Annotated in this window: 28 protein-coding genes and 3 pseudogenes; 25 read left to right on the top strand and 6 right to left on the bottom strand. The window is 62.9% G+C overall.

Annotated elements, in window-relative coordinates; all coding sequences use genetic code 11:
- Nucleotides 1–11 precede the first annotated feature (11 nt).
- Nucleotides 12–1,037, bottom strand: coding sequence for a HEPN domain-containing protein (locus C0V82_RS27090; protein WP_158660094.1), 1,026 nt, complete (start codon nt 1,035–1,037; stop codon nt 12–14).
- Nucleotides 1,038–1,177: 140 nt separating this feature from the next.
- Here C0V82_RS27090 and C0V82_RS20605 point away from each other — a divergent pair, with 140 nt between their 5' ends.
- The 13 genes and pseudogenes from C0V82_RS20605 (at nt 1,178) to C0V82_RS20550 (ending at nt 11,025) form a co-directional block, all read left to right on the top strand.
- Nucleotides 1,178–1,576: a ribbon-helix-helix domain-containing protein gene (locus tag C0V82_RS20605; protein WP_102114248.1), complete on the top strand. Its 399-nt coding sequence runs from the start codon at nt 1,178–1,180 to the stop codon at nt 1,574–1,576.
- Nucleotides 1,573–2,541, top strand: a complete 969-nt coding sequence (trbB, locus tag C0V82_RS20600; RefSeq protein ID WP_102114247.1) for a P-type conjugative transfer ATPase TrbB — start codon at nt 1,573–1,575, stop codon at nt 2,539–2,541. Before C0V82_RS20605 ends, trbB begins: the two co-directional genes overlap by 4 nt.
- 60 nt (nt 2,542–2,601) lie before the next feature.
- The gene (locus C0V82_RS20595) at nt 2,602–2,877 is read left to right on the top strand and encodes a TrbC/VirB2 family type IV secretion system protein (protein WP_483870013.1); all 276 of its coding nucleotides are present in this window, start codon (nt 2,602–2,604) and stop codon (nt 2,875–2,877) included.
- Nucleotides 2,874–3,137, top strand: a complete 264-nt coding sequence (locus tag C0V82_RS20590; RefSeq protein ID WP_089290439.1) for a VirB3 family type IV secretion system protein — start codon at nt 2,874–2,876, stop codon at nt 3,135–3,137. The genes C0V82_RS20595 and C0V82_RS20590 overlap by 4 nt, the downstream gene beginning before the upstream one ends.
- Nucleotides 3,131–5,554 carry a conjugal transfer protein TrbE gene (trbE, locus tag C0V82_RS20585; RefSeq protein ID WP_102114245.1) on the top strand — a complete coding sequence of 808 codons (2,424 nt, stop codon included), beginning with the start codon at nt 3,131–3,133 and terminating at the stop codon, nt 5,552–5,554. The genes C0V82_RS20590 and trbE overlap by 7 nt, the downstream gene beginning before the upstream one ends.
- Nucleotides 5,551–6,246: a P-type conjugative transfer protein TrbJ gene (gene trbJ, locus C0V82_RS20580; RefSeq protein WP_102114244.1), complete on the top strand. Its 696-nt coding sequence runs from the start codon at nt 5,551–5,553 to the stop codon at nt 6,244–6,246. Before trbE ends, trbJ begins: the two co-directional genes overlap by 4 nt.
- An 11-nt stretch (nt 6,247–6,257) precedes the next feature.
- Nucleotides 6,258–7,568, top strand: coding sequence for a P-type conjugative transfer protein TrbL (trbL, locus tag C0V82_RS20575; RefSeq protein ID WP_102114243.1), 1,311 nt, complete (start codon nt 6,258–6,260; stop codon nt 7,566–7,568).
- 2 nt (nt 7,569–7,570) lie between these two features.
- Entirely contained in the window at nt 7,571–8,278 is a 708-nt protein-coding gene (gene trbF, locus C0V82_RS20570; RefSeq protein ID WP_102114242.1) for a conjugal transfer protein TrbF, read from the top strand.
- Nucleotides 8,275–8,847 (top strand): annotated as a pseudogene (locus C0V82_RS28005) (TrbG/VirB9 family P-type conjugative transfer protein); the annotation flags it as partial. The gene trbF and the pseudogene C0V82_RS28005, both read left to right, overlap by 4 nt.
- A gap of 26 nt (nt 8,848–8,873) precedes the next feature.
- A complete protein-coding gene (locus C0V82_RS28000; protein ID WP_425438275.1) occupies nt 8,874–9,395 on the top strand; it encodes a TrbG/VirB9 family P-type conjugative transfer protein in 522 nt (173 codons plus the stop codon).
- A complete protein-coding gene (locus C0V82_RS20560; RefSeq protein ID WP_425438274.1) occupies nt 9,298–10,404 on the top strand; it encodes a TraB/TrbI/VirB10 family type IV secretion system protein in 1,107 nt (368 codons plus the stop codon). Before C0V82_RS28000 ends, C0V82_RS20560 begins: the two co-directional genes overlap by 98 nt.
- A gap of 3 nt (nt 10,405–10,407) precedes the next feature.
- Nucleotides 10,408–10,704, top strand: coding sequence for a DUF2274 domain-containing protein (locus C0V82_RS20555; protein ID WP_102114240.1), 297 nt, complete (start codon nt 10,408–10,410; stop codon nt 10,702–10,704).
- A 3-nt stretch (nt 10,705–10,707) separates the two neighbouring features.
- On the top strand, nt 10,708–11,025 hold the full coding sequence (locus tag C0V82_RS20550; protein WP_102114239.1) for a DUF736 domain-containing protein: 318 nt from the start codon (nt 10,708–10,710) through the stop codon (nt 11,023–11,025).
- Nucleotides 11,026–11,245: 220 nt separating this feature from the next.
- On the opposite strand, the pseudogene C0V82_RS27555 reads toward C0V82_RS20550, so the two are convergent.
- The 3 genes and pseudogenes from C0V82_RS27555 to C0V82_RS20540 all read right to left on the bottom strand — a co-directional run.
- Nucleotides 11,246–11,335 (bottom strand): annotated as a pseudogene (locus tag C0V82_RS27555) (hypothetical protein); the annotation flags it as partial.
- Nucleotides 11,336–11,340: 5 nt separating this feature from the next.
- A complete protein-coding gene (locus C0V82_RS20545; RefSeq protein WP_245924258.1) occupies nt 11,341–11,778 on the bottom strand; it encodes a tyrosine-type recombinase/integrase in 438 nt (145 codons plus the stop codon).
- Nucleotides 11,779–12,225: 447 nt separating this feature from the next.
- Nucleotides 12,226–12,354: pseudogene (locus tag C0V82_RS20540) on the bottom strand (IS3 family transposase); the annotation flags it as partial.
- 361 nt (nt 12,355–12,715) lie between these two features.
- On the opposite strand from C0V82_RS20540, the gene atpD reads away from it, so the two are divergent.
- The 11 genes from atpD (at nt 12,716) to C0V82_RS20485 (ending at nt 20,638) form a co-directional block, all read left to right on the top strand.
- Entirely contained in the window at nt 12,716–14,116 is a 1,401-nt protein-coding gene (atpD, locus tag C0V82_RS20535) for a F0F1 ATP synthase subunit beta (protein WP_102114238.1), read from the top strand.
- Complete coding sequence (locus C0V82_RS20530) at nt 14,113–14,520, top strand: F0F1 ATP synthase subunit epsilon (RefSeq protein WP_102114237.1); 408 nt, start codon at nt 14,113–14,115, stop codon at nt 14,518–14,520. The genes atpD and C0V82_RS20530 overlap by 4 nt, the downstream gene beginning before the upstream one ends.
- Nucleotides 14,517–14,795: an AtpZ/AtpI family protein gene (locus tag C0V82_RS20525; protein WP_102114236.1), complete on the top strand. Its 279-nt coding sequence runs from the start codon at nt 14,517–14,519 to the stop codon at nt 14,793–14,795. The genes C0V82_RS20530 and C0V82_RS20525 overlap by 4 nt, the downstream gene beginning before the upstream one ends.
- Entirely contained in the window at nt 14,785–15,057 is a 273-nt protein-coding gene (locus tag C0V82_RS20520) for an N-ATPase subunit AtpR (RefSeq protein ID WP_158660093.1), read from the top strand. The genes C0V82_RS20525 and C0V82_RS20520 overlap by 11 nt, the downstream gene beginning before the upstream one ends.
- Nucleotides 15,057–15,734, top strand: a complete 678-nt coding sequence (gene atpB / locus C0V82_RS20515) for a F0F1 ATP synthase subunit A (RefSeq protein WP_102114234.1) — start codon at nt 15,057–15,059, stop codon at nt 15,732–15,734. The genes C0V82_RS20520 and atpB overlap by 1 nt, the downstream gene beginning before the upstream one ends.
- A gap of 4 nt (nt 15,735–15,738) precedes the next feature.
- On the top strand, nt 15,739–15,981 hold the full coding sequence (locus C0V82_RS20510) for a F0F1 ATP synthase subunit C (RefSeq protein WP_102114233.1): 243 nt from the start codon (nt 15,739–15,741) through the stop codon (nt 15,979–15,981).
- A gap of 4 nt (nt 15,982–15,985) precedes the next feature.
- Nucleotides 15,986–16,702, top strand: coding sequence for a F0F1 ATP synthase subunit B family protein (locus C0V82_RS20505; protein WP_102114232.1), 717 nt, complete (start codon nt 15,986–15,988; stop codon nt 16,700–16,702).
- On the top strand, nt 16,699–18,177 hold the full coding sequence (locus C0V82_RS20500) for a F0F1 ATP synthase subunit alpha (protein WP_102114231.1): 1,479 nt from the start codon (nt 16,699–16,701) through the stop codon (nt 18,175–18,177). Before C0V82_RS20505 ends, C0V82_RS20500 begins: the two co-directional genes overlap by 4 nt.
- Entirely contained in the window at nt 18,174–18,932 is a 759-nt protein-coding gene (locus C0V82_RS20495) for a F0F1 ATP synthase subunit gamma (RefSeq protein WP_102114230.1), read from the top strand. Before C0V82_RS20500 ends, C0V82_RS20495 begins: the two co-directional genes overlap by 4 nt.
- A gap of 70 nt (nt 18,933–19,002) precedes the next feature.
- The gene (locus tag C0V82_RS20490; RefSeq protein WP_102114229.1) at nt 19,003–19,797 is read left to right on the top strand and encodes a motility protein A; all 795 of its coding nucleotides are present in this window, start codon (nt 19,003–19,005) and stop codon (nt 19,795–19,797) included.
- The gene (locus C0V82_RS20485; protein WP_158660092.1) at nt 19,787–20,638 is read left to right on the top strand and encodes an OmpA/MotB family protein; all 852 of its coding nucleotides are present in this window, start codon (nt 19,787–19,789) and stop codon (nt 20,636–20,638) included. The genes C0V82_RS20490 and C0V82_RS20485 overlap by 11 nt, the downstream gene beginning before the upstream one ends.
- Nucleotides 20,639–20,641: 3 nt before the next feature.
- On the opposite strand, the gene C0V82_RS20480 is transcribed toward C0V82_RS20485, so the two are convergent.
- Together C0V82_RS20480 and C0V82_RS20475 are read right to left on the bottom strand one after the other, a co-directional pair.
- Nucleotides 20,642–21,907: a hypothetical protein gene (locus tag C0V82_RS20480; protein WP_158660091.1), complete on the bottom strand. Its 1,266-nt coding sequence runs from the start codon at nt 21,905–21,907 to the stop codon at nt 20,642–20,644.
- A 327-nt stretch (nt 21,908–22,234) separates the two neighbouring features.
- Complete coding sequence (locus C0V82_RS20475) at nt 22,235–23,056, bottom strand: IS5 family transposase (RefSeq protein WP_102114226.1); 822 nt, start codon at nt 23,054–23,056, stop codon at nt 22,235–22,237.
- Nucleotides 23,057–23,257: 201 nt separating this feature from the next.
- Here C0V82_RS20475 and C0V82_RS20470 point away from each other — a divergent pair, with 201 nt between their 5' ends.
- Nucleotides 23,258–23,509 carry a hypothetical protein gene (locus C0V82_RS20470; protein ID WP_102114225.1) on the top strand — a complete coding sequence of 84 codons (252 nt, stop codon included), beginning with the start codon at nt 23,258–23,260 and terminating at the stop codon, nt 23,507–23,509.
- Nucleotides 23,510–23,585: the final 76 nt, after the last annotated feature.

Below are 23,585 nucleotides of genomic sequence, written 5' to 3'. Positions count from 1 at the left end.
TTGTCGAGCTGTCAGTCCTCGAGCCATGGTGGTCGTCTAATTTCGAATTCTGCATTTCCGAAATTGGAAAATCCTCCTGGTCCAGAGCACCTGGCCAATTTGCTAATTATGAATAAAGATTGACGGTAACATTTAAAACACTCCAGTAAATTTTCGCGCACTCCTTGAGCGTAGCGTAAATCTACCATTTCCCCCCAATTTGGTATAGCCTTGAGGGCATCTCGATTAAAATCTAATGGAGACGCATCATTAAGTTCATCATATAGTAGGAATAGATCGTGGGTATGTTTAAATTTTCCAGTTCTTTGCAGAGTTACAGCCTTGAACGCTGACTCGCAAGCCATTTGAATTTCCCAATAGGATCTTTGTATGCGTTTGGGGTCGGAGGCGCATATTAAGTCAGGGAAGGCCTGCAAGCTGGCTAGGGTATTGCTTTTTAGTCCAAGAACTTCATTATTTCCACCTGACGCCATGAAGTTAGTTTTAATGGAACGGATTGATGTGGCTATATCTGTAATTTGCTGTCGCACATCGACTACTACATCGGGCGGCATTGCATCAATGTTAGGTGAATTAACTATCCATGACAGTATATCTTCATCGTCTAGGATTATATCTGGAAATCTGATCCACACTGTTTCCATGTGCCTTCCAGGGCCATGTTTTCCTGGCCTGGATGTGGTAGTTGGGATTAAAATTTCGAAAGGTAGGCCATATATTAATACAATCCCTCTTGTTCTTTCTTTTTTGTGTTCAAGTGCTTTCCCAAATTTATTCTTATACCATGCATTGGTAGCCCGAAATATTATCTTAAACCAAGGAGTTGCAACAAAATCTGTCGTCAAGTCTGGCTTTTCGGCGGGCTTGTCCCCTTCTTGTATTTCTATTATATAATTCTTTGCAATATCCATCGCCGCATGAAATGATCGATCTGATAGTGAAATGCCTATTTTTTCAAAATATGGATCGATAATTTCTTCAATAATCCTTTCTACTATTTCTATTATTTCCCCTTCATTCTGATCAATGTCGTTCATCTTCTTTTCTTTCTATATTTTATGCGCCAATCTTCCTGACTTTTCGACTAAAGCGTATCACATCGTATTTAACCGTCATAAGAAATTTCGTACTCCTAGCCGATCCTTAGCTCCAACGTTTCCCACGCTGGAGCCGGGCCATGAAACCCCGCCATCACCTCTATCTCGATGATGAACTATCGACCCAGCTGGAGGCCCTGGCCGCCAAGCCGGGCACGACCAAATCGGCCATCGTCGCCGATGCGCTGCGCCAATACCTGACCCGGCGGGGGGCCAAAGGCATCGAGGAGGCCTTGCGCATCCGACTGGACCGGCAGGGGCGGCAATTGGAGCGCATCGAGCGTGACGTGCAGGTGTTGCTGGAAAGCCTGGCGCTCTATGTCCGCTACCAGCTGACTGTCACGGCCCCGGTGCCTGAACCTGACCGGGCCGCCCATGCCGTGGGCAAGGAGCGGTTCCAGAAATTCATTGATCAGGTGGGCCGTCAGATGGCCGCCCCCACCCGCACCCTGTCGGCCAGCCGGGAGGGCACAGCATGAGCCCCCGGCGCGAAGCGGATGAACGCCGCCATTCCATGCTGCGCACGGCCCTGGGGCCGGATATCGCCGCCGCCCTGGATGACCCGACCGTCACCGAGGTGATGGTCAATCCCGATGGCATGCTGCGCCTGGAACGGGCCGGGCAGGGGATTGTTGCCACGGGCATGCAGGTGCCGCCCGAGGAGGTGGAAAGGCTGATCCGGCTGGTCGCGTCGCATGTTGGTGCCGAAACCCATGCCGACCGGCCCATCCTGTCGGCGGAACTGCCCTCGGGTGAGCGGTTTGAAGGTTTGCTGCCCCCAGTGGTGATCGCCCCCTGCTTTGTCATCCGCAAACCGGCGGCGCGCATCCTGACCCTGGCTGACTATGTTGCCGACGGCATCCTGTCGCCGTTGCAGGCTGATGCCCTGCGCCGGGCCGTGCGGGCGCGCCGCAACATCCTGGTGGCGGGTGGAACGGCGTCTGGCAAGACGACGCTGACCAATGCGCTGCTGGCCGAACTGGCCGAGGCCACTGAACGGCTGGTGCTGATCGAGGATACGCGCGAGTTGCAATGTGCCGCCCCCGATTGTGTAGCGCTGCGCACGCGACCGGGCGTGGTCAGCTTGCGCGATTTGGTGCGTTCCACCCTACGGCTGCGGCCCGACCGGATCATAGTCGGTGAGGTCCGGGGCGGGGAGGCGCTGGACCTGCTTAAGGCCTGGAACACTGGCCATCCCGGCGGCGTCGCCACCCTGCATGCCAATTCCGCTCAGGCCGCCCTGTACCGCCTGGAACAGTTGGCGCAAGAGGCGGTGGTCACCGTGCCCCGACGTCTGATCGCCGAGGCCGTGGACCTGATCGTCCACATCCAATCCCGCAGCGGTCAGCGTCGGGTCGATGCCATCGCCCGCACCGATGGGCTGGACGCCCATGGTGATTACCGGATCGTCACCCTGGGTCCGGTCGACCTTCAACAGCTTTGATAGGAGATCATCATGCGACCGTTCCGCGTGTCCCGTCTGCGTTCCCTGGCCTTTGCCGGCATGGCCATGCTGCTGGCGCTGCCGGCACAGGCCGCCGGCTCCGGCATGCCCTGGGAGGATCCCCTCCAGCGCATCCTGGATTCCGTCCAAGGCCCCGTCGCCAAGATCGTGGCGGTGATCATCATCATCACCACGGGTCTGACCCTCGCCTTCGGGGAAACGTCGGGCGGCTTCCGGCGGATGATCCAGATCGTCTTCGGGCTGTCGGTGGCCTTTGCCGCCTCCAGCTTCTTCTTGTCCTTCTTTTCCTTCGGCGGCGGGGCGCTGCTGCCATGAAGGACCTGCCCGAAGGCTTCACCGTGCCACTGCACCGGGCACTGACCGAGCCGATCCGGCTGGGCGGTGCCCCGCGTGCATTGGCCATCCTCAATGGCACCATCGCCGCTGCCATCGGCCTGGGGCTTCAGCAATGGCTGGCGGGTCTGTTGTTGGCGCTCGGCGGGCATAGCCTCGCCGTGTTGGTCAGCCGCCGCGATCCGCATATCGCCGCCATTCTGGCCCGCCATTTGCGCCAAGCAGGAGGCTGGTCATGCTGAGCTTGCGTGAATATCGCCCCCGGCCCGACCGGCTGGCCGATCATCTGCCCTGGGCGGCGCTGGTCGCCCCCGGCACCGTGCTGAACAAGGATGGCAGCTTTCAGCGCACCCTGCGCTATCGCGGGCCGGACCTGGATTCCGCCACCGAGGCCGAGTTGGTGGCGCTGGCCGCCCGCACGAACAATGCCCTGCGACGGCTGGGATCGGGCTGGGCGTTGTTCTTTGAGGCCGAACGGGTGCCGGCATCAGACTATCCCGACAGCACCTTTCCCGATGCCGCCTCCTGGCTGGTCGATCAGGAGCGGCGGGCCGGGTTTGAACGGGCGGGCAGCCATTATGAGAGTGTCTACCACCTGACCATCCTCTATCTGCCGCCGCCCGACACTCAAGCCCGCGCCAGCAATGCCTGGCTGGATGGGGGGCAGGCAACGGGTGGCCGTCGTGACTGGCGGCGGGAGTTGGATCAGTTTCAGCAGGAATTCTTCCGGCTGGCGGGGCTGCTGCAAACCATCCTGCCTGAACAGCATGATCTGGATGATGCCGAGACGCTGACCTACCTGCACGGCTGCATTTCCACCCGGCGGCATCCTGTCGCCGTGCCGGACGTCCCGCTCTATCTGGACGGGCTGCTGGTGGATACGCCCCTGCTGGGCGGACTGGAGCCGATGCTGGGTGATCGGCATCTGCGTGTCCTGTTGGTGCTGGGCTTCCCCAACCAGACAAGCCCTGGCATGCTGGATGGGCTGAACCATCTGGACTTTCCCTATCGCTGGGTCACCCGCTGGATTCCGCTGGATAACGAGCAGGCCACCCGCGCTCTGAACCGGTTGCGCCGCCATTGGTTCGCCAAGCGCAAATCCATCGGCGCGCTGTTGCGCGAGGTGATGACCAATGAGCCCTCGGCCCTGCTGGACAGCGATGCTGACAACAAAGCGATGGATGTTGATGCGGCGCTGCAATCCCTTGGTGCCGACCATGTCGCCTATGGTCACCTGACCACCACCGTTACCGTCTGGGATACAGACCCGCAGGCGGCCGACGATAAGCTGGCCGCCGTCGAACGGGTGCTGACGGGGCTTGGCTTCACCGTCATCCCAGAGCGGATCAATGCCGTGGAAGCCTGGTTGGGTAGCCTGCCCGGCCATGTCTATGCCAATGTCCGCCAACCGCTGGTTCACAGCCTGAACCTTGTCCATTTGATGCCGCTGTCGGCGACCTGGGCAGGGCCGGCCCGCAATGGGCACCTGAATGGCCCGCCGCTGTTCCAGGCCGAGACCAGCGGGGCGACACCGTTCCGCTTTTCCACCCATGTCGGCGATGTCGGCCACATGCTGGTGGTGGGTCCGACGGGGGCGGGCAAATCGGTGCTGCTGGCGCTGATGGCCATGCAGTTCCGCCGCTATCCCGGTGCCCAGGTCTATGTCTTCGACAAGGGCAATTCCGCCCGTGCCGCCACTCTGGCCATGGGTGGTCGCCACCATGCGCTGGGGCAGACGGGCGATCTGTCCTTCCAGCCACTGCGCCGCATTGACGATCCTGACCAGCGGGCCTGGGCCGCCGATTGGATTGCGGGCCTGCTGGAGCATGAACAGGTCACGGTGTCGCCGGAGATCAAGGACCTTGTCTGGTCGGCGCTGAACAGTCTGGCCGGGGCACCGCCAGAGCAGCGCACCCTGACCGGCCTGTCCCTGCTGCTGCAATCCAACCCGCTGAAGGCCGCCCTTCAGCCCTACACGCTTGAAGGGCCGCACGGCGCCTTGCTGGACGCCGCATCCGACGGATTGGACTTGTCCGCCGTGCAGTGCTTCGAGATGGAGGCGCTGCTGCACTGGACGAGTGCCGTGCTGCCGGTCCTGACCTATCTTTTCCATCGGCTGGAGGAGCGCTTCACGGGCGTACCCACCCTGCTGATCCTGGATGAGGCCTGGGTCTATCTCGACAATCCCGCCTTTGCGGCCCGTATCCGGGAATGGCTGAAGGTTCTGCGCAAGCGCAACGTCGCGGTGCTGTTCGCCACCCAGTCGCTGGCCGATATCGCTAGGAGCAGTATCGCGCCGGCCCTGATCGAAAGCTGCCCACAGCGGGTCGTCCTGCCCAATGACCGCGCCATCGAACCGCAAGCCAGGGCCGTCTATGCGGCCTTTGGGCTGAATGATCGCCAGATCGGCCTTATCGCCCAGGCCACGCCCAAGCGGGACTATTACCTGCAATCCAGGCGCGGCAACCGGCTGTTCCAACTGGGGCTGGGGCCAGTGGCCAAGGCCTTTTGTGCGGCCTCCGATCCCTCCTCCCAAGTGCTGATCGGCAAGGTTGTGGCTGAGGCCGGACTGGGCTTTGCCGCCCCTTGGCTACGCGCCAAAGGCCTGGATTGGGCGGCTGAGCTTCTGGATCGAATCCCTGAGGAGACCCAACCATGAGCGCCAAGCTGTTCGCGGCCCTGGTGGCCGTTACCCTGGTCATCGGCAGGGCCGAAGCCTTCACCGTCTATGACCCCGCCAACTATGCCCAGAATGTGCTTCAGGCCGCCCGTGCCCTGGAGCAGATCAATAACCAAATACAGACCCTGCAAAATCAGGCTACCATGTTGCAGAACATGGCCCGGCAGCTTCAGCGGCTGGATTATTCGTCGCTGGGTCAGATCACCAGCGCCTTAAACCGCATCGACGGGCTGATGATCCAGGCCGACAGCATCGGCTTTGACCTTGCCGGCAGTGATGCCGCCTGGCAGCGCACCTACCCCGGTACTTACCGCGATGCCGATGCTGCCAGCCTGGAGCAGCAGGCCGACATCCAATTGCACAGCGCCAGGGCAGCGTACCAGCATACTATGCGGGTCCAGTCGGGCATCGTCACCGCGATCCAGGCCGATGCGCCGTTACTGGCCGATCTGGTCAATCGTAGCCAGGGGGCTGCCGGCAGTTTGCAGGCCCAGCAGGCGGGCAACCAGCTTTTGGCGCTCTCCATCAAACAGCAGATGCAGTTGCAAAGCCTAATGGCCGCTCAGTACCGCGCCGATGCCGAAACCCAGGCGGCCATTGCCGAGGCCAATGCCATGGCGCGGGAACGCACCCGGCAGTTTCTGGGCGACGGTCACGCCTATAGCCGCTGAGGAAAACCATCATGGGCGACATCGGCATCATTGACCGTTTCACGGAAACCTTCATCCGCTATATCGACAGCGGTTTTGGGCTGCTGTCGGGCGATGTCACCTACCTGACAGCTACGTTGATCACCATCGACATGGTGCTGGTCGGATTGTTCTGGGCCATGGACGGCCATCACGATGTGATGCCGCGCCTGATCCGCAAGGTGCTCTATGTCGGCTTCTTTGCGCTGGTCCTGGGCAATTTCCAGGCGCTGTCAGAGGCTGTTTACAGCTCGTTTGCGCAGCTTGGGTTGCGCGCGGGGAATTCCGGTCTCTCGGCCAGTGACCTGTTGCATCCGGGACAGTTGGCGGCTGTGGGGTTTGAGGCGGCCCATCCGCTGCTGGATCAAGCCCGCACCATGCTGGGCTTCCCTGACATCTTCGGCAATGCCCTGAACCTGACCATCATGGTGCTGGCCTGGTTCTTCGTGGTGATCGCGTTCTTCATCTTGGCGGTGCAGCTCTTCATCACTTTGGTGGAATTCAAGCTGACCTCGCTGGCTGGTTTCGTGCTGGTGCCCTTTGCCTTGTGGAGCAAGACCGCCTTCCTGGCCGAGCGGGTGCTGGGCCATGTCATCTCATCTGGCATCAAGATCATGGTCCTGGCCGTGATTGTTGGCATCGGCTCCAGTTTCTTTCGAGAATTCACGGAGGCGCTGAATGGCAAGGTCCCAGGCATCAATGAGGCGATGACCATGGTGCTGGCATCCCTGGCGCTGCTGGGGCTGGGCATCTTTGGTCCCGGTATTGCCGCTGGGCTGGTGTCTGGCGCACCCCAACTCGGCGCGGGTGCTGCACTTGGGACCGCCGGGGTAGCCGCCGGAACGGTTTTGCTGGCGGGCGGTGCCGCCGTCGCCGGTGCTCGATTGGCCGGCGGGGCTGGTTTGGCCGCCGTGCGCGCAGGGGCCAGTCTCGGCGGTGCTGCTACCGGTGCCTACCAGTCCGCCCAGGCCGCTGGACAGTCTGGCGGAGGCGGTATGGCCCGTGCCGCCGGTGAGGCCACCCTGCGCAAGGCCAAGGATACCGGTCACCGCATGACCGAACCATTGCGCGAGGCCTTTCAGTCCGGTCGCCAGGCCGCCAACCCCGAGCCTTTGCCTGAGACGGGCGGAGAGGGGATAGGTGCAGCATCGCCAGCTTCCACCGACAACGCCCCCGCCTGGGCCCGCAAGCTGCGCGCCGAGCAGGCGGCCCGCGCCCGCCGCCACAGCACCGGACAGGCCATCAAGGATGGGGACCGATCCGGCGGCAGCGCTGCCCCGTCCCTTGATCAGAAGGATGATTGACCATGTTCAAGCGCACCCTGCAACGCTATGGCACCACGCCGGACCCGGTGACACCCCACCAGAAGGCAGCCCAGCTCTGGGATGAGCGGATTGGCAGCGTCCGCGTCCAGGCCCGGAACTGGAGGCTGATGGCTTTCGGGTGCTTGGGGCTGGCCGTTGGGCTGGCGGGCATCGTGGCCTGGCAATCGGGCCAAAGCCGGATCATTCCCTATGTGGTGGAGATCGACCGGCTGGGCGAGGCCCGTGCCGTGGCACCAGCGACCAGCGCCTACCAGCCCACCGACACCCAGGTCGCCTATTATCTGGGGCGCTTTATCAGCAATGTCCGGTCACTCTCCACCGATCCCGTGCTGGTGCGGCAGAACTGGTTGTCGGCCTATGATTTCGTTGCCGACCGCGCGGCCCTGTTCCTCAATGAGCAGGCCAAGCTCACCGATCCCTTCAGCCGCATCGGCACCAACAGCGTCACGGTGCAGGTGACCAGCATCGTTCGCGCTTCTGACCAATCCTTCCAGGTCAAATGGACCGAGCAGCATTTCGAGCGCGGCAGTCTGGTCCGCACCGACCGCTGGATCTCGATCCTGGCGGTCAGCCTGCGCCCCCCCAGCACGCCGGAAGCCCTGGCCCGCAACCCCTTGGGCGTCACCATCACCGCCATTGACTGGTCGCGGGAGTTCGATACCCAACCCACGCCAAGGAACACGCCATGACCAAGCTGATCCTGCCGGTCCTGATGGCCGGGATGCTCTCCGCCTGCGCCGGCCAACCCAAGAAGCCACCCGCCATCGCCTATGACAGCAGCGATTTCCAGGCTGCGGCGGTTGAACCCGAGGCGCCGTTGCCGGTGCAGATTGTCGAGAAACCCATCCCCTTGCCGTTGCCCGGTCAGTTGCAGCCGCTGCCAACTGCACCAACGGGCGTGACACCTGACAACAGGCCCCCGACCCAGCGCGTCACCGACGCCAACAAGGCGGCCACCTTGGAGCCCACGCGCAGCGGCTATCTTAACGCCATGCAGGTCTATCCCTATACCGAGGGGGCTCTGTACCGGCTCTATGCCGCCCCGGAACGGGTGACCGATATCGCCCTCCAGCCGGGCGAAGCCCTGGTGGCCGTTTCCGCTGGCGACACGGTGCGCTGGATCATTGGTGACACCAGCAGCGGGGCAGGGGAGGCCAGCAGAGTACATGTGCTGGTGAAGCCGGTTGCTGCCAGCCTCACCACCAACCTGGTCATCACCACCGACCGCCGCGCCTATCATCTGCTGCTGGAAAGCACCCCACAGACAGCCATGGCCTCGCTGTCCTGGACCTATCCGCAGGACCAGTTACTGGCCCTGCAACGCTGCCTGTCGCCACCGGCCTGTCGCTGGAGAACCTGCACTTCCGTTACGCCATCACCGGTGACAATCCGCCCTGGCGGCCGCAGCGGGTCTTTGACGATGGAGCCAAGGTCTATATCGAGTTCCCCGACCGCTTGGATCAGGGCGAAGCTCCACCCCTGTTTGTCATCGGCCCTCAGGGAGAGGCACAGCTGGTGAACTACCGCGTCCGCGGGCGACATTACATCGTCGATCGCCTTTTCGCTGCGGCGGATTGCGCCTGGGCATCGAGCCGCAGCAAGTGGTGCGCATCGAACGCACGGATGGGAGGCCATCATGACGACGGCCCCACCCGAAGCCAAGCAACCACCCGAAAAGCTGGAACTGCGCGCTGCCCCGCGCCGGGCATTGCGCCTGCGACGGGGGGTGATCATTGGCGGCAGCGGCATCGCTGCCAGTGCCATCTTGACACTGACCATGCTTTCGCTCCAGAGCCCGTACGGTAAACCCGACGTCGAGCGCCAGGAGTTGGCCCAGCCGTCTAAACCACCGGCACCGGAAGCTTTGGCCGGACTGCCCACCGACTACAGTCAGGTCAAGCCCGACACCCCGCTGCTGGGGCCACCGCTGCCCGGTGACCTGGGCCGCCCTATCCTGGAGCAGCAGCGTCGACAGGCGAGCAGCACGCCATGGTCACCCGCTGCACCTGTCAATCAGCCAAGCCCGGAGCAGGTCCAGATCAACCAAGCCCGTCAATCCGGTCTGTTCATCCGCACAGAACCGAAAACGAGGCCAGCCATTCCAGAAAGTCAGAATGCGGCAAATCCAAGTGCCCCGGTCTCTGTTGCTGAAGCAGCCACACCCGATGAGCCGCAGCGAAAGCTCGACTTCCTGGCTCGCCCCGACGCGGGAGGGATCTACAACCCCCACACCGAACAGCAACCAGCGTCCCCTTATCAGATCATGGCGGGCAGCATCATCGCGGCGGCCCTGGTGACTGGGCTCAATTCCGACCTGCCGGGCACCGTGGCAGCCCAGGTGACCGAGAATGTCTACGACACCGTCACCGGCCAGATTCTGCTCATCCCCCAAGGCTCGCGCCTGATCGGCACCTATGACAGCCGTGTCAGCTTTGGGCAGGAGCGTGCATTGCTGGTCTGGCAACGCCTGATCCGGCCCGATGGCTCATCCCTGCTACTGGACAACCTGCCCGCCAGCGACACCCAAGGCCGGTCCGGCCTCTCCGACGAGGTGGATTTCCACACAGGCCGCCTGCTGAAGGGCATTGCCATGGCGACGCTGCTGGGTGCCGGCACTGAACTGACCTTTGGACAGCAGGAAAGCGACTTGGTTCGAGCCGTCAGGGAGTCCGTCCAGCAAAATGCCGACCGCGCTAGCCAGCGTCTGGTTGAACGCAACCTCGATATCCAGCCAAAACTGACCGTCCGCCCTGGCTGGCCCCTGCGCGTTATTGTGCGCCGCGACCTGATCCTGTCGCCCTACCGTGGAGGCTGACCCATGCTGAAGCTCCCCAAGCTCCCCGATCGAACGCCGGTAAAGCTCACCGTCATCCTCAATCCGGAACTGCACCAGCGGCTGCAATCCTATGCTGCCCTTTACCGGGAAACCTATGGCGCGGCCGAGCCGGTGGCCGATCTGATCCCGTACATGCTGGGCGCTTTCCTGGATAGCGACCGTGCCTATGCCAGAGCCCAGAAGGATGACCGTCCTTTCGCCCACGACAACGGTGGACGTCGAAAACGCCTTGGAGACGCCCCGGAAGTAGGCCGCCTCCCGCGAGAAACTGAGGACTGATCCATGGCCACCATTGGCAGATTCATTCAGACCAAAGAGGGCGGTTGGGCTGGAACGATCCGTACCCTCACCATCAATGCCAAGGTGCGTCTGGTCCCGAACGATAGCCGCGACAATCCTTCCGCACCGGCCTACCGTCTATTACTTGGCCCCCATCACATTGGGGATGCCTGGGAGGCACAAACTAATGACAATAGTCCGCAGCCGTACCTGCAGGTACGTGTTGATGATCCAGCTTTGCCAGGGCCGATCAATGCCGCCTTATTCTGGTGCGGTGATGGTGACTCAGCGAAGCTGATATGGAGGCGTGTGCGCGTTTAGGGGTGATGGGCTAGACGGCGGACACGGGGCCGTGAGCGGACGGGCGGGTTTTCGCGTCTGGAGGGTAGTTTCCGGACATTCCCGCCCGCCCTGGCGGCTCCCGCCTCAGACACACTCGCTATATCTCCGTCGTCTCCGCCAGTTGCAATGCGTCTTCGACATCGACACCCAGATAGCGCACCGTCGTCTCGATTTTGGTGTGGCCCAGCAGAATCTGCACGGCGCGCAGGTTGCCTGTCTGTTTGTAGATGAGGGCAGCCTTGGTCCTTCGCAGGGAATGGGTTCCATAATCCTCGCGGCGTAGGTCGATCCCGATTACCCATTCCTCAACGAGGCGCGCATACTGGCGGGTACTGATGTGCTTTGCATGATCGACCCGGCTGGGGGGAAGACATAGTCATTGATTGACCCGCATCGACGTTCCAGCCAAGCCTGGAGGCTCTTGCGGGCTGTCTCCAGCAGTTCGAACTGAACAGGCCGCCCCGTTTTCTTCTGAACAACCAGGGCACGGGAGCGGACTTCCCCACCCCGAACGATGTCGCCAATCTTCATCCGGACAAGGTCACAACCCCGTAGCTTGCTGTCTATAGCCAGATCGAACAGAGCGCGGTCTCGCACCCGCTGCTGGTGGTCCAGCCAGAAACGGATGGCCCAGACCTGCTGTGGTTTCAGTGCGCGCTTGGCACCGATCCGCCGACCGGCATTCCACGGCTTGTTTCCTTTCGCGCCAGGATCAAACGCTGAACGTCCCATGACATCCTCCATCGCGGCCGAATTTGGCCCGACAGAAGGGTACGTCCATGGATCAACTGCCGTGACGAGTTGATCCACACCGAGGTGATGTCTGCCTGATACACGATAATGCCTCGCCCAGCTTGCCGTCTGGGTGCCGCCAGCCGATGACACCGCCCTGGCGGTTGGGCAGCAGGCAGAACAGGCCGCCCGTGGGGCTGTGGACCGCCACCACGGCACCGCCAGCACCCGAGGCACGGATGGTGCGTTCCTTGAGCGTCCCGGCGGGGTGGTACCTGCCCCACTCGATCTCCTCCAGTTCCAGTTACAAAGTCGTGACGCCTTTGTTTCCAGGCGTGCCCGCCATCGAGGTAAAGTCAAAGGCCGCCGCCATGCCGGGGGCGTTGGCCCCCGTCAGTGTGTTGCGGCTGTCATACCGCCAAGTGCGGCCCCCCGCCCCCTTGCGGTTCCCGCGTGCGTCGTGTCGGAGATCGTCGCGAGGCACTGCTTGGTCACATCGTTGATGACGTTGAGGACACGGAACCGCTGGCCGGCCGCCATCTGATCGCGCACGAAATCGAGCGACCAATGGACGTTGCCGCCGCACCTCTCCTTCCATGCGTAGCACGTAGCCGAACTGATCCCGTACCGCCGGCCTCCCGGTCATGCAGCACGCCGATGAACTACTCTTCCGTGAACCTCGATCGCTTGTTGCTCCGGTCCTCTCGAGGGGATCGAAGCTAGTGTCAGTTGGACCGAAATGCGGGGCTCAAAGCAATGGTCGATAAAAACACCGTTTCTGCCACGTCGCGCACGGCAGACCAAATTTGCTAAACAACCCTCTGTCATTCCAAACATTTGCGGGGCAAATCGTCGCCACATTGACCTGTGTCAGTTACCCGGTGTCGGATCCGCATTAGCGTATCGTTGTCGCTGATACTGTTGAGATCAGACAATCATGACCGTCGCCAATCCCTACCTGGGAAAAGTTCAGGCCATCCATGGGTCAGTGCTGGATATTCAGTTCGCATACGGTTTGCCTTGCCTGGACGAAATGTTGTTTGTCCGGGGGACGATACCGGCGGAGGTTCGGGCGCATCTTTCGGCGGATATGGTTCGGGCTGTGGCCCTGGATGTTACCGCCGGTCTGACGCGGGGCGACACAGCCTGTCGCACGAGGTGCGGGCTGTCGGTGCCGGTGGGCCCCCAGCTTCTGGGCCGGGTCATCGACGTTGTGGGGCGCCCCCTGGATGGGCTCGGCCCGCTGCCCGCCGATCTGCCGCTTCGGTCCATTCATCAGCCGTCCCCGCCGCTGTCCCGGCGCACTGCCCGGCTGGAACCGCAATGGACCGGCATCAAGATCATCGACCTGCTGGCCCCGCTGGCACGCGGCGGTAAGACGGCGTTGTTTGGCGGTGCTGGCGTTGGCAAGACCGTGTTGATCATGGAACTGATCCGCACGGTTGTAGAGCGTGACGACGGCCTGTCGGTCTTCGCCGGTATCGGAGAACGGTCGCGGGAGGCGGCAGAACTGCTGGAGGATATGCGCGGGTCGGGCGTTCTGGAACGCACCGTCATGGTGCTGGGACAGATGGCGGAACCGCCGGGTGCGCGCTGGCGTGCAGGCCTCACGGCCCTGACGCAGGCGGAATATTTCCGGGACGTCATGGGCCGCGACGTGCTGCTGTTGATGGATAATGTCTTCCGCTTTGTGCAGGCGGGCGCGGAGATTGCCGGCATGCTGGGCCATATGCCGGCCCGCGTCGGATATCAGCCGACCATGGCGGGCGAGATCGGAATGCTGCAGGAACGCATCGCCTCGGTCGCGGGTGCCGCCATCACGTCCATCCAGGCCGTCTATGTCCCCGCCGATGACTTCACCGATCCCGCCGTGGCCGAGCTGTTCAGCCATCTGGACGGGTCCATCGTGCTGTCGCGTGCCGTGGCGGCGGAGGGGCTTTATCCCGCCGTTGATCCTCTGGCATCCTCCACCCGCCTGATGGACCCGGATCTGGTGGGACAACGCCATTACCGGGTGGCCGCTGCGGTACGGGCAGCAATCGCACAGTACCGTGCGCTGGAGGACATTATCGCCCTGCTGGGCGTGGATGAATTGTCGGCGGCGGATCGGCAGGTGGTGGCAAGGGCCCGCCGTCTGCTGCGGTTCCTGACCCAGCCCTTCCATGTCACGGGCGGTTTCACGGGCCGCCAGGGTGTCAGCGTCGATATTCAGGACACGTTGGCCGGGTGCGAGGCCATCTTGAATGGCGATACCGATGGCTGGGCCGAATCCTCTCTCTACATGACCGGCACACTGGCCGACGCCCATGCGCGGGAAACCGGAGGAGGGAGAGGATGAGACTGCATATCCTGACACCCCTGGTCACCATCCTGGACCGAACGGACATTTCCGAGATTTCAGCACGGGATGAGAGCGGGGCCTTTGGTATAAGACCGGGTCATGCGCCTTTCCTGACGGCCCTACCACCCAGCGTTCTGACCTTGCGCACGGAACATGGGGCAACGCTCTATGCGGCTGTTGCAGGCGGCATGCTGCGGGTGGACCGTGATGGCGTGCGGGTGACCAGTCCCGATGCGGCCACGGGGTCGGAGCTGGCCCCACTGGCCGCGCGGGTGGCGGCAGAGAAAGCGGCGGGATTGCACCGGCAACGCGAAAGCGCGGCACAGGAGCGCACATTGCATGCAGCTCTGGTGCATCACCTTCTGGACAGTGTCACCAGTGACAAGGCGGGTGACGCATGAGCGACCCCGATCTCATCGACCCGATCCGCCGCGCGCAACGCGACCAGGACCGGGCGGTGGCGGAGAAACGGCGCGGGACAGGGGCGACCCTGGCGCTGATCGGCACCTTGGGCTGGCTGATTGTCCTGCCGCCGCTTGCGGGCCTGTTCCTGGGCCGCTGGCTGGATCGGACGAGCGATGGCCGGTTCTGGACATTATCGCTGCTGTTCACCGGCGTGTTCGTGGGCTGCTGGGCGGCATGGCGGCGTATTGATGAGGGGCATCATGATGACTGAAACCTGGATCGGGGCGGCCCTTGGCCTGGTCGCAGGGGCCGGCCTGGGTTGGCTGTTCTTCCGCCTGCTGGCGCTGAACACGCGCCTTTACGCAACCGGGCAGGCAATGGCAGCGGCGGCCTTGCATCTTGGACGCCTGGGCGGTGTCGCCGCGACACTGCTGGGGGTGGTGCTGATCGGGGGCGCCCTGCCGCTGTTGGCGGTCCTGGCTGGCTTTCTGCTGGTGCGCCCCCCACTGATACGGCGATATGGGAGGGCGTGATGGAGCTTTCAGCCCCTTTCGACGCGCCGATTGCCTTTGCCCTGGGTCCTTTCCCCATCACCTGGCCTGTACTCCATGCCCTGCTGTGCAGCCTGTTGCTGACGCTTGTAGGGATCGGCCTGTCGGCCCGCGTTGCCACCGAACGGGCGGGGCGGCTGGGTACGGCCATTGAGGCCATTGTCGATCTGCTGCGCGCTGAGCTGGATCAGGTCATGCAGACCGACAGCCGCCCCTTTGTGCCGCTGCTGGGCGGGCTGTTCCTGTTCATCGCGACCGCCAACCTGATGGGGCTGGTACCGGGTCTGGGGGCACCGACGGCGCATCTGGAAACGGCCATCGCCCTGGGTCTGGCCGTGTTCGGGTCGGTGCATGTGCTGGGCGTTTACCGTCGCGGCTGGCGCGCCTATCTGGGCAGCTTTGCGCATCCGCGCTGGTGGATGCTGCCTTTGAACCTGCTGTCGGAACTGACCCGCACCCTGTCGCTGATATTGCGCCTGTTCGGGAATGTGATGAGCGGGGAATTCGTCATCGCCATTGTGCTGTCGCTGGCGGGGTTCCTGGTGCCGGTGCCGTTGATGGCGTTGGAGGCGCTGCTGGGCCTGATCCAGGCCTACATTTTCACCATTCTGGCCGCCGTCTTTATTGGCGGAGCCATCGGTTCTATTGAGAAGGGCTGACCCCATGACCATTGAGATGATCAGTATCCTGGCCGCCGCCCTGGCCGTCAGCTTCGGTGCCATCGGCCCCGCCCTGGCGGAAGGACGGGCGGTTGCCGCCGCCCTGGACGCCATCGCCCGCCAGCCCGATGCCGCCAACACCATTTCCCGGACCCTGTTCGTGGGGCTGGCGATGATCGAAACGACGGCCATCTATTGCCTGGTGATCGCCCTGCTGGTGCTGTTCGCCAATCCGTTCGTGGGCTGACGCCATGCATCTGGACCCGACGACACTGGCGTTGCAGTTGGTCAACTTCCTGGCACTTGTCCTGTTGTTGCGGCGGTTCCTGTTCCGGCCTGTGCTGGCCGCCATCGACCGGCGGGAGGCAGCGCAAACGGCAAGGCGGCGGGACGCCGAAGGCGCCCTGGCCGAGACACAGGCGGCGCGGGATGCCGTCGCGGCCGACCGGGTCGCCCTTGCCAGCGATGCCGCCCGCCTTCGGGCCGAGGCCCATGAGGCGGCAGAGGCGGAGCGGCGGCGCATCCTGGATGCCGCACGGCAATCGGCGGACGCGTTGCGGCAGGCGGCAGCCGACCGGATCAACTCAGAACGGCGACAGGCCGAAGCGGAGCTGACCGTGCGGGCGGGCGAATTGGCCGTGACCCTCACAACGCGTCTGCTGACCGATGCGCAGCCGGATGTGGCGGATCAAGTCTTCGCCACTGCCCTGATCACCGAACTGGCGGGTATGCAGCCCGACCAGAAGGCGGCACTGCTGGGCCTGGATGGAGCGATAACCCTCACCATTGCCCGCCCTTGGCCGGAGGAACGGCATCAGGCGCTGCTGTCCTTACTGCCACCGGACCGGGTGGAATGGGTGGTCGATCCTGACCTGATCGCCGGGGTGGAACTGTCCGCGCCCCATAACCTTATCGAGCATAGTTGGCGCGCTGCGCTGACGGCGGCGCGTGAGGGGCTGCAAGCATGACCGGCACACTCTCCCTGGCATTGACGGAATGGACGGGCCGACAGCGGAACCGGCTGGTTGCCGATCCGCTGCCGCCGCCCGGCTGGCGGCAACGCGGTCGTGTGAGCCATATTGGTGACGGCATCGCCCTGATCAGCGGGCTGGAGAATGCGTCGGCGGACGGCATGCTGATCCTGCCGGGCGGCGTGCCCGGTCTGGTACTGGACCTGGATCAGGACCGGCTGGGCTGTCTGCTGCTGGGCGATGGCAATGCCATCAAGGCCGGCGATCCCGTGTCCGTGGCAGGGGGCGTTCTGCGCGTGCCGGTGGGAAACGGGCTTCTGGGCCGGGTCATCGATCCGATGGGCCGGGTGCTTGACGGCGGGCCGGACCCCGTGCCCGACCGCATGGACCCGGTCGAACGGGCGGCCCCCGCCGTGACCGACCGTGGCACCGTGGCCGAGACAATGCCGACCGGCACCACCATCATCGACGCCCTGTACCCGATCGGGCGCGGGCAGCGTGAACTGATCGTGGGCGACCGGGCCACCGGGAAAACCAGTATCGCTGTCGATGCCATGCTGGCGCAGGCGCGAACCAACATCGTCCCCATCTACTGCGCCATCGGGCAGCGGGCTTCCGCCGTCGCCGATGTCATCATCAGCCTGAAGATGGCGGGGTTGATGGAGCGCGCCATTGTCGTTGTCGCTGCACCCGATGCAGCACCTGGATTGCAGTGGATCGCCCCCTTCGCGGCTATGACCATGGCAGAGTTCTTCCGTGACACGGGCCGGCATGCCCTGCTGGTGCTGGACGATCTGTCGAAGCATGCCGCCATGCACCGTCAGATCAGCCTGCTGCTGCAACGCCCGCCGGGGCGCGAGGCCTTTCCCGGTGATATTTTCCATCTGCATGCGCGCCTGCTGGAACGGTCGGCGAAACTTTCACCGGCGGCGGGCGGCGGATCGCTCACCTGCCTGCCGGTGGTGGAGACGCAAGCGGGCAACCTGTCCGCCTATATCCCCACCAATCTGATTTCCATCACCGACGGGCAGATCGTTCTGGATGCCAGACAGTTCCAGTCGGGCCAACGCCCCGCCGTGGATGTTGGCCGGTCCGTCAGCCGGGTAGGGGCGCGGACCCAGCCCAAGGTGCTGCGGCAACTGGCTGAACAGCTGAAGCTGGAATATGCGCAGTTTCTGGAACTGGAGGCCTTCACCCGCTTTGGCGGGCTGGTGGATGAACGCACGCGCCAGACCGTGGAACGGGGGCGACGGCTGCGCCTGCTGCTGGCACAGCGCCAGGGCCGACCCCGCAGCTTAGGCGCGGAAGTGGCCCTGCTGCTGGCCCATGACGAGAACCTGACGGATGGGCTGGACCTGACCGCTGTGGAACGGGTGCGCGATGCCATCGCGGCCCATGTGGACGGCACGGACCCGACCGACCTGGAAGCCCTGCGCCGCATCATCGCCAAGGCCAAGGACGCCGCCGAATGAGCGTGGCTGCCCTTCAATACCGGCTTTCAACGCTGAACGCCCTTCTGGGTGTGGTGGAGGCGCTGCGGTCCCTGACGGCGGCCAAGCAGCAGAAGGCCTTGTCCCTTCTGCCCGCGCTTGACGCCTATGCGGGTGAGGCGGCGCAGGTCATAGCCCTGCTGCACCCCGAACCAGCAGCGACAGAAGGCGTGGTGACGCTGGTATTGGGACCTGATGGCGGCTTCACCGGCGGACTTGCCGGTCGCATCGCGGCAGCGATACCCGACGGGTGGTGCCCGTTGGTTGTCGGCACGCGCACGGAGGCCGCCTTGTGCGCCCGGCGCTGGCCTGTGGGAGAGGTCAGGGCGGCATCGACCAGCGTTGAGGCATTGCCGGCCCTGGCCGCGTCGCTGGCCGATACACTCCCCGCCAGCGCCAGCATCGCCGTGCTGTCGCCGCAGGGAAATGAGATTGTGCGGACCGATCTGCCGCCGCTCCCGCGCCGGACGGGCCGCCATGACCTGCTGACACAGATGCCGGGTCCGGCACTGCTGGCCGCCGCAGGTCGGCAGGACCGCGTGGCGCAGCTGCTGCGGCTGCTGTTGGCCAATCATATCGCGGAACAGATGGCCCGACTGGCAACCCTGACAGGGGCCAGGGAACGTATCCGCGACCGTTGCGCGTCGCTGTCGGTACAACTCTCCATGGCGCGCCAGGACGGTATCAGCCAGGAGATTGCCGATCTTTGGGCCGGTCGGCGGATTATACAACATTGAGATGAATCATGGTTGCTGATCGCATACGGTGATATTCATTCAGCAGATAAATTTTTATGGTTTCTCTCTGATGGCCCGTTCAGGTTCTTCCCGTTTCATCCTGACATCCGTTCTGGGCATTCTCGCCACGATCGGCCTTCTCTGGTTCGTGACCCATGCCAGCGGCGATGCCAGCTTCTTCTATAACGAGGAAGGGCTGGTCATCGTCGGCGGCGGTGTGATCTGCGTGGCGCTGCTGGCCTTCCGGGGTGATGAGATCCGGGCCGCCCTGTCCGCCATCGCCGCCGTCTTTCGGGGAACGGGGGGGCTGGAACGGGAGGTTGCGGACCTGCTGGATGTGTCCAAGCTGCTTTATGGCAAGCAGATCGCCGCCGCCGATGAACGCGTGCGCAAGGTAGGCAGCCCCTTTCTGAAGCTGGGCCTGCAGATGGTGGTCGATGGTGCATCCCTGGACGACCTTATGCATGTCATGAACTGGCGCATCCAGAAACAGGCGGAGGCTGAACAGGCGCAGTCGCGGTTCTTCCGGGTGCTGGCCTCGTTCGCCCCAGCCTTCGGCCTGCTGGGCACGCTGGCCGGCATGGTCGGCATGTTGAAGCAACTGGGCGGCGGCGATATCGGCCTGATCGGATCGTCGATGGCCATTGCGATGCTGGCCACACTCTATGGGCTGATCCTGGCCAATCTGGTTTTCAAGCCGCTGGCCATAAAGCTTGAACAGCGGACAACAGAGCATGTGGCGCAACTGAACATCCTGCTGGAAGGGGTGGTTCTGGCCCACCTTAACCGGTCCCCCTCGGTCATTCAGGAAACGCTCGCCACCTACCTGATGGATGTGCATGAGGAGGCGGGCCGTGGCCGCTGAGCCGGAACGCCGCCCTGTCGCAGCCGCCCCTCGCCGGGATGCCGCCGACCGGGCGCGCGTCGCGGCCCGCTGGAACCGCAGCGCCAGCGTCCGCTCCGCCGAACCAGCAGAAGAGAGCGAGGAATGGGTCATCAGCTACATGGACATGGTCACGGTGTTGATGACCGTGTTCCTGGGCATGCTGGCTATTATGGGGATGGATGGCCGCCTTGCCGCCCCCAATGAGGCGGAACGTGCAGCAGCAACGGCAGTGACAGCGGCGTTGCAACCAGAAGTCACGGCTCAGGCACCACCCGTTCAGACGCCGCCTGAACTCGCCCGCGCCGCAGCGCCCGCACCTTCCATACCGACATCGCCCGCCCTGCCAGCCCCCCCGTCGCTGACACCCGGCAACAAACAATGGCTGGATCGGCTGGAGGCGCTGGGCCTTCCGCCGGAGGTCGATATCAGCGCCACGGACCGCAAGGTAACCATCGTGGTGCGGGAGCGCATCCTGTTCGCGTCGGGTTCCGCGACATTGCAGCCGGCGGCGATCAATCTGCTGCGCACACTGGCACCGTCGCTGGCTAGCCTGCCAGGCAGCATCACGGTGGAGGGGCACAGCGACGATCTGGCGATCAGCACCATCCGCTTCCCCTCTAACTGGGAACTGTCGGCGGCACGCGCAGCAGCGGTGGTGCGCGCCCTCGCCGGCATGGGCATTCCGTCCGCCCGGCTGGGTGCCCTTGGCCTTGCCGACAGCCGCCCGGTGACGGGTGATCCAGCGCGGCGGGCGGAAAACCGGCGCGTGGAAATCGTTGTCGATACCGATGCTGTAACTGCCAGTGCAGCGACGCGGTAAGGCTCAGCTGCCGGACCGGCCGCCACCGCCGAACAGCCGTGACCACCATGAGGATGGCTTGACCGGCTCCTCCGTCGGCTCTACGCCTGCCTTATCCTTTGGGCCGTTGCCGGGTGCCGTGCGTTCCCGGCGCTGATCGTCACCGACCTTTAGCCCGTCATGATAGGCGCGGGTGGCCGCTGCCCCCTCGACATACCGGAACCCCAGGGTCCGGGCATCCTCCAGCGCCTGATCATCCCGGCACCGCGTCAGGATACAACGGGTGCGGGCCATCGGACCCAGCCAGGCGATCCCGCCGGACAGGTCCACCGGTGCCCCATCATCCCCCAGCCAGGGGATGCGATACCAATCCACCACCGGCAGCTCAGTATCCGATGGAGCCAAGGCCGGGATATGATCAACGGCAACCGCAACCTCGTCCGCCTGCGCCTGATTGAGGGCCTTACGGTACAGTTCCCGGTCGGCGACCCATTCCAGAAAGGGCATCTCCACCACCAGCTTGCCATGCAGCCGGGCCGGAAAGCGGGCCGTCATCTCCCGGAATTCCTCTCCCGCCACCGTGGCGGCATGGAGCTTAATGGCGATGGGCAGGGCATGGACGGCATCATCCCGCAGCAGGTCATAAAGCATACGGCGATCCAGCAAGGCGGTGGCCTGATCAAACAGCCAGGGTTCACGCCGCATATGCGTGGTGAACAGCCGGTCCAGCGCCTCGATGGAAACCGTCCGTTCCACCATCACGGGGACCAGCCCCTGCTCATCATCCAGCCGGAAAATGATCTGTTCACGCAGCAGGGAAGAGAGATCGACCGCGTGCAGCGTGCGCTCCATCTCCATGAACTTGTCCAGGGCGTCTGCCGCCGGGGGCGCATCCGGGTATTGCTCGCTGCCCATTTGTTCGACCAGATCGCGCACCGCATCGGCGAAGTCATCAGCCCGCCGCGACAGATCGAACCATGCCGTCCGCAACTCCCCCCGGTGATGGGATGCCAAGGCCTCCGCTACGCGTCCCAGCGCCTGGCGCCGCTCCGTCAGCAAGCTGTCGGGAATGGACAGGACAAGTTTGTCCTTGCCCGTATCGAACAGAATGACGTTAGTGCGATCAGCCGTCGGCTTTTCATCGCCCACCAGCCACTGGCGCAGCATACGCCGAAAGACCGGGTCATCCACATGCAGCAATCCGGACAGGTCGAGAATCACGGCATGGCGTTCCGGCTTGTCTCGTCGGTAATGTTCTGCTGCTCCGAGCAACCCAGATACATTCTGCATCGCTAGCAATCCCTCATATCAACGCATTCAAGCATACCACCGTATCCCCGCTCAATACAGTGCGGATATTATCCTGATCGATGCGGTATATTGCGAACAACATCAAAATGCCAAAGTAAATTCATGCAATCAGTCAGATTTCATAATATATTTGGCAGAATATAATAGTGTAGCATTATAATTAATTGGTTCTTCTATATGATAAATTACAACATTATCATTTGCGTAAAAAGCACTAGTTAAGACAGTAAGTCCGCGCAGATATTAGAATATACTGGAAAATTCTACAGATCCTGAGAGTCTGATTCGAAAATAATCTGATCTATATCAAAGCCTTGCGATCCGTCGGATGAAGAGTTGAACGGATGCGATGAAGCACCATTTGGTTGCAGATGCGATGGTCTGCTCGAAGTCTTTTGCGAGCCGTCTGTTTCGGTTGAGCCAAGCCAGGGTTCGCTCGACAACCCAGCGTCGCGGCAAGACTTCGAAGTCTTGGGCTTTGTCGGATCGCTTGATGATGTTGATGGTCCATTTTCCGATGCGGTGCAGGGCGACTTTGAGCTTGTCCCCAGCATAGCCGCCATCGGCGAAGACGTGCCGCAGCCATGGGAAGGGTTTGACGATTTCGGCCAGCACCAGCGGTACCCCGTCGCGGTCCTGGATGTCGGCAGTGTGGATGGGAGCATGGACGAGATTGCCTTGGGTGTCGGTGAGGATATGGCGCTTGCGTCCTTTGATCTTCTTACCGGCGTCATATCCCCTCGGGCCGCCGGATTCCGTGGTTTTGACGCTCTGGCTATCGATCACACCGGCGGTTGGGCTGGCATCACGGCCTTGTTGCTCGCGCATCGCCATCAGCAGGACATGGTTGACCGTGAGCCACAGACCATTGTCGCGCCACAGGTAGAACCAGCGCCGTACCGTCGAGACCGGCGGGAAACAAGGCGGCAGCATCCGCCACGGCAGGCCGCCCCGAAGCAGATAAAGGATCGCCTCCATGATCCGGCGCAGCGGCCATTTGCGTGGCCTGCCTACGGCGGACGCAGCAGGCAGAAGCGGTTCCAACAAAGACCATTCCGCATCGGTCAAATCACTTGGCAAAGCGAGGCCGTTGCGGGCATGAAGGGCGCGGGTAGTATCAGTCCACATTGGGGATACACGGTTGTCTTTGGCGAAACCCCTGAATCACCGATAGGGCACGCTGTCAAGCTAACCCGCTGATACTACTTAACTTAATTTCGGATCAGGCTCTGACATTTTCGCAATGATGGTCATACAGACCTCGGTCGGTGCTGATTAAGATTTACACCATCCTGCGCACCGAGGGCGGAACGGCTGCGGCCTGTACTGGTGAAGGTGCTGAACACAGTGCTGGGCCTGCTGCCCCTAAGCCTGGGCACGAACACCGACGAGGTGGAACGGGCAGTGACGGTGGATGCGCCGGCGACGCTATGGTGGATGGCGATTCCGAACGCCATCGTCTTTGGCGTGACCTTCGCTACCTTAGTGACTGCGGCAGGCACGCCATGTGCCTTGATGCTGAGCACCCGTCTTCAGGAGTGGCGGGCGACGCGGATGGGAGCACGGCTGGACCTGCGGTAACCCTTCTGCTGGCGCCTGCCATGGAGCCGGAAGCGGACGGGCGGGATTTGGCAGCAGCACTAGGAATCCAGACCTG

Origin of the sequence: Niveispirillum cyanobacteriorum, from assembly GCF_002868735.1 — a bacterium.
GTDB lineage: Bacteria > Pseudomonadota > Alphaproteobacteria > Azospirillales > Azospirillaceae > Niveispirillum > Niveispirillum cyanobacteriorum.
This window is presented reverse-complemented; position numbering and strand designations above follow the sequence as displayed.

Coding starts and splice junctions, on each gene's coding strand:
- C0V82_RS20500 (WP_102114231.1), top strand. CDS start 16,699: ATGACCGGCACACTCTCCCTGGCATTGACGGAATGGACGGGCCGACAG.
- C0V82_RS20530 (WP_102114237.1), top strand. CDS start 14,113: ATGAGACTGCATATCCTGACACCCCTGGTCACCATCCTGGACCGAACG.
- trbL (WP_102114243.1), top strand. CDS start 6,258: ATGGGCGACATCGGCATCATTGACCGTTTCACGGAAACCTTCATCCGC.
- C0V82_RS20595 (WP_483870013.1), top strand. CDS start 2,602: ATGGCCATGCTGCTGGCGCTGCCGGCACAGGCCGCCGGCTCCGGCATG.
- C0V82_RS20490 (WP_102114229.1), top strand. CDS start 19,003: ATGGCCCGTTCAGGTTCTTCCCGTTTCATCCTGACATCCGTTCTGGGC.
- trbE (WP_102114245.1), top strand. CDS start 3,131: ATGCTGAGCTTGCGTGAATATCGCCCCCGGCCCGACCGGCTGGCCGAT.
- C0V82_RS20525 (WP_102114236.1), top strand. CDS start 14,517: ATGAGCGACCCCGATCTCATCGACCCGATCCGCCGCGCGCAACGCGAC.
- C0V82_RS20605 (WP_102114248.1), top strand. CDS start 1,178: ATGAAACCCCGCCATCACCTCTATCTCGATGATGAACTATCGACCCAG.
- atpD (WP_102114238.1), top strand. CDS start 12,716: ATGACCGTCGCCAATCCCTACCTGGGAAAAGTTCAGGCCATCCATGGG.
- C0V82_RS20590 (WP_089290439.1), top strand. CDS start 2,874: ATGAAGGACCTGCCCGAAGGCTTCACCGTGCCACTGCACCGGGCACTG.
- C0V82_RS20475 (WP_102114226.1), bottom strand. CDS start 23,056: ATGTGGACTGATACTACCCGCGCCCTTCATGCCCGCAACGGCCTCGCT.
- trbF (WP_102114242.1), top strand. CDS start 7,571: ATGTTCAAGCGCACCCTGCAACGCTATGGCACCACGCCGGACCCGGTG.
- C0V82_RS20480 (WP_158660091.1), bottom strand. CDS start 21,907: ATGCAGAATGTATCTGGGTTGCTCGGAGCAGCAGAACATTACCGACGA.
- C0V82_RS20550 (WP_102114239.1), top strand. CDS start 10,708: ATGGCCACCATTGGCAGATTCATTCAGACCAAAGAGGGCGGTTGGGCT.
- trbB (WP_102114247.1), top strand. CDS start 1,573: ATGAGCCCCCGGCGCGAAGCGGATGAACGCCGCCATTCCATGCTGCGC.
- atpB (WP_102114234.1), top strand. CDS start 15,057: ATGGAGCTTTCAGCCCCTTTCGACGCGCCGATTGCCTTTGCCCTGGGT.
- C0V82_RS20555 (WP_102114240.1), top strand. CDS start 10,408: ATGCTGAAGCTCCCCAAGCTCCCCGATCGAACGCCGGTAAAGCTCACC.
- C0V82_RS20505 (WP_102114232.1), top strand. CDS start 15,986: ATGCATCTGGACCCGACGACACTGGCGTTGCAGTTGGTCAACTTCCTG.
- C0V82_RS20545 (WP_245924258.1), bottom strand. CDS start 11,778: ATGGGACGTTCAGCGTTTGATCCTGGCGCGAAAGGAAACAAGCCGTGG.
- C0V82_RS20520 (WP_158660093.1), top strand. CDS start 14,785: ATGATGACTGAAACCTGGATCGGGGCGGCCCTTGGCCTGGTCGCAGGG.
- C0V82_RS20510 (WP_102114233.1), top strand. CDS start 15,739: ATGACCATTGAGATGATCAGTATCCTGGCCGCCGCCCTGGCCGTCAGC.
- trbJ (WP_102114244.1), top strand. CDS start 5,551: ATGAGCGCCAAGCTGTTCGCGGCCCTGGTGGCCGTTACCCTGGTCATC.
- C0V82_RS20495 (WP_102114230.1), top strand. CDS start 18,174: ATGAGCGTGGCTGCCCTTCAATACCGGCTTTCAACGCTGAACGCCCTT.
- C0V82_RS27090 (WP_158660094.1), bottom strand. CDS start 1,037: ATGAACGACATTGATCAGAATGAAGGGGAAATAATAGAAATAGTAGAA.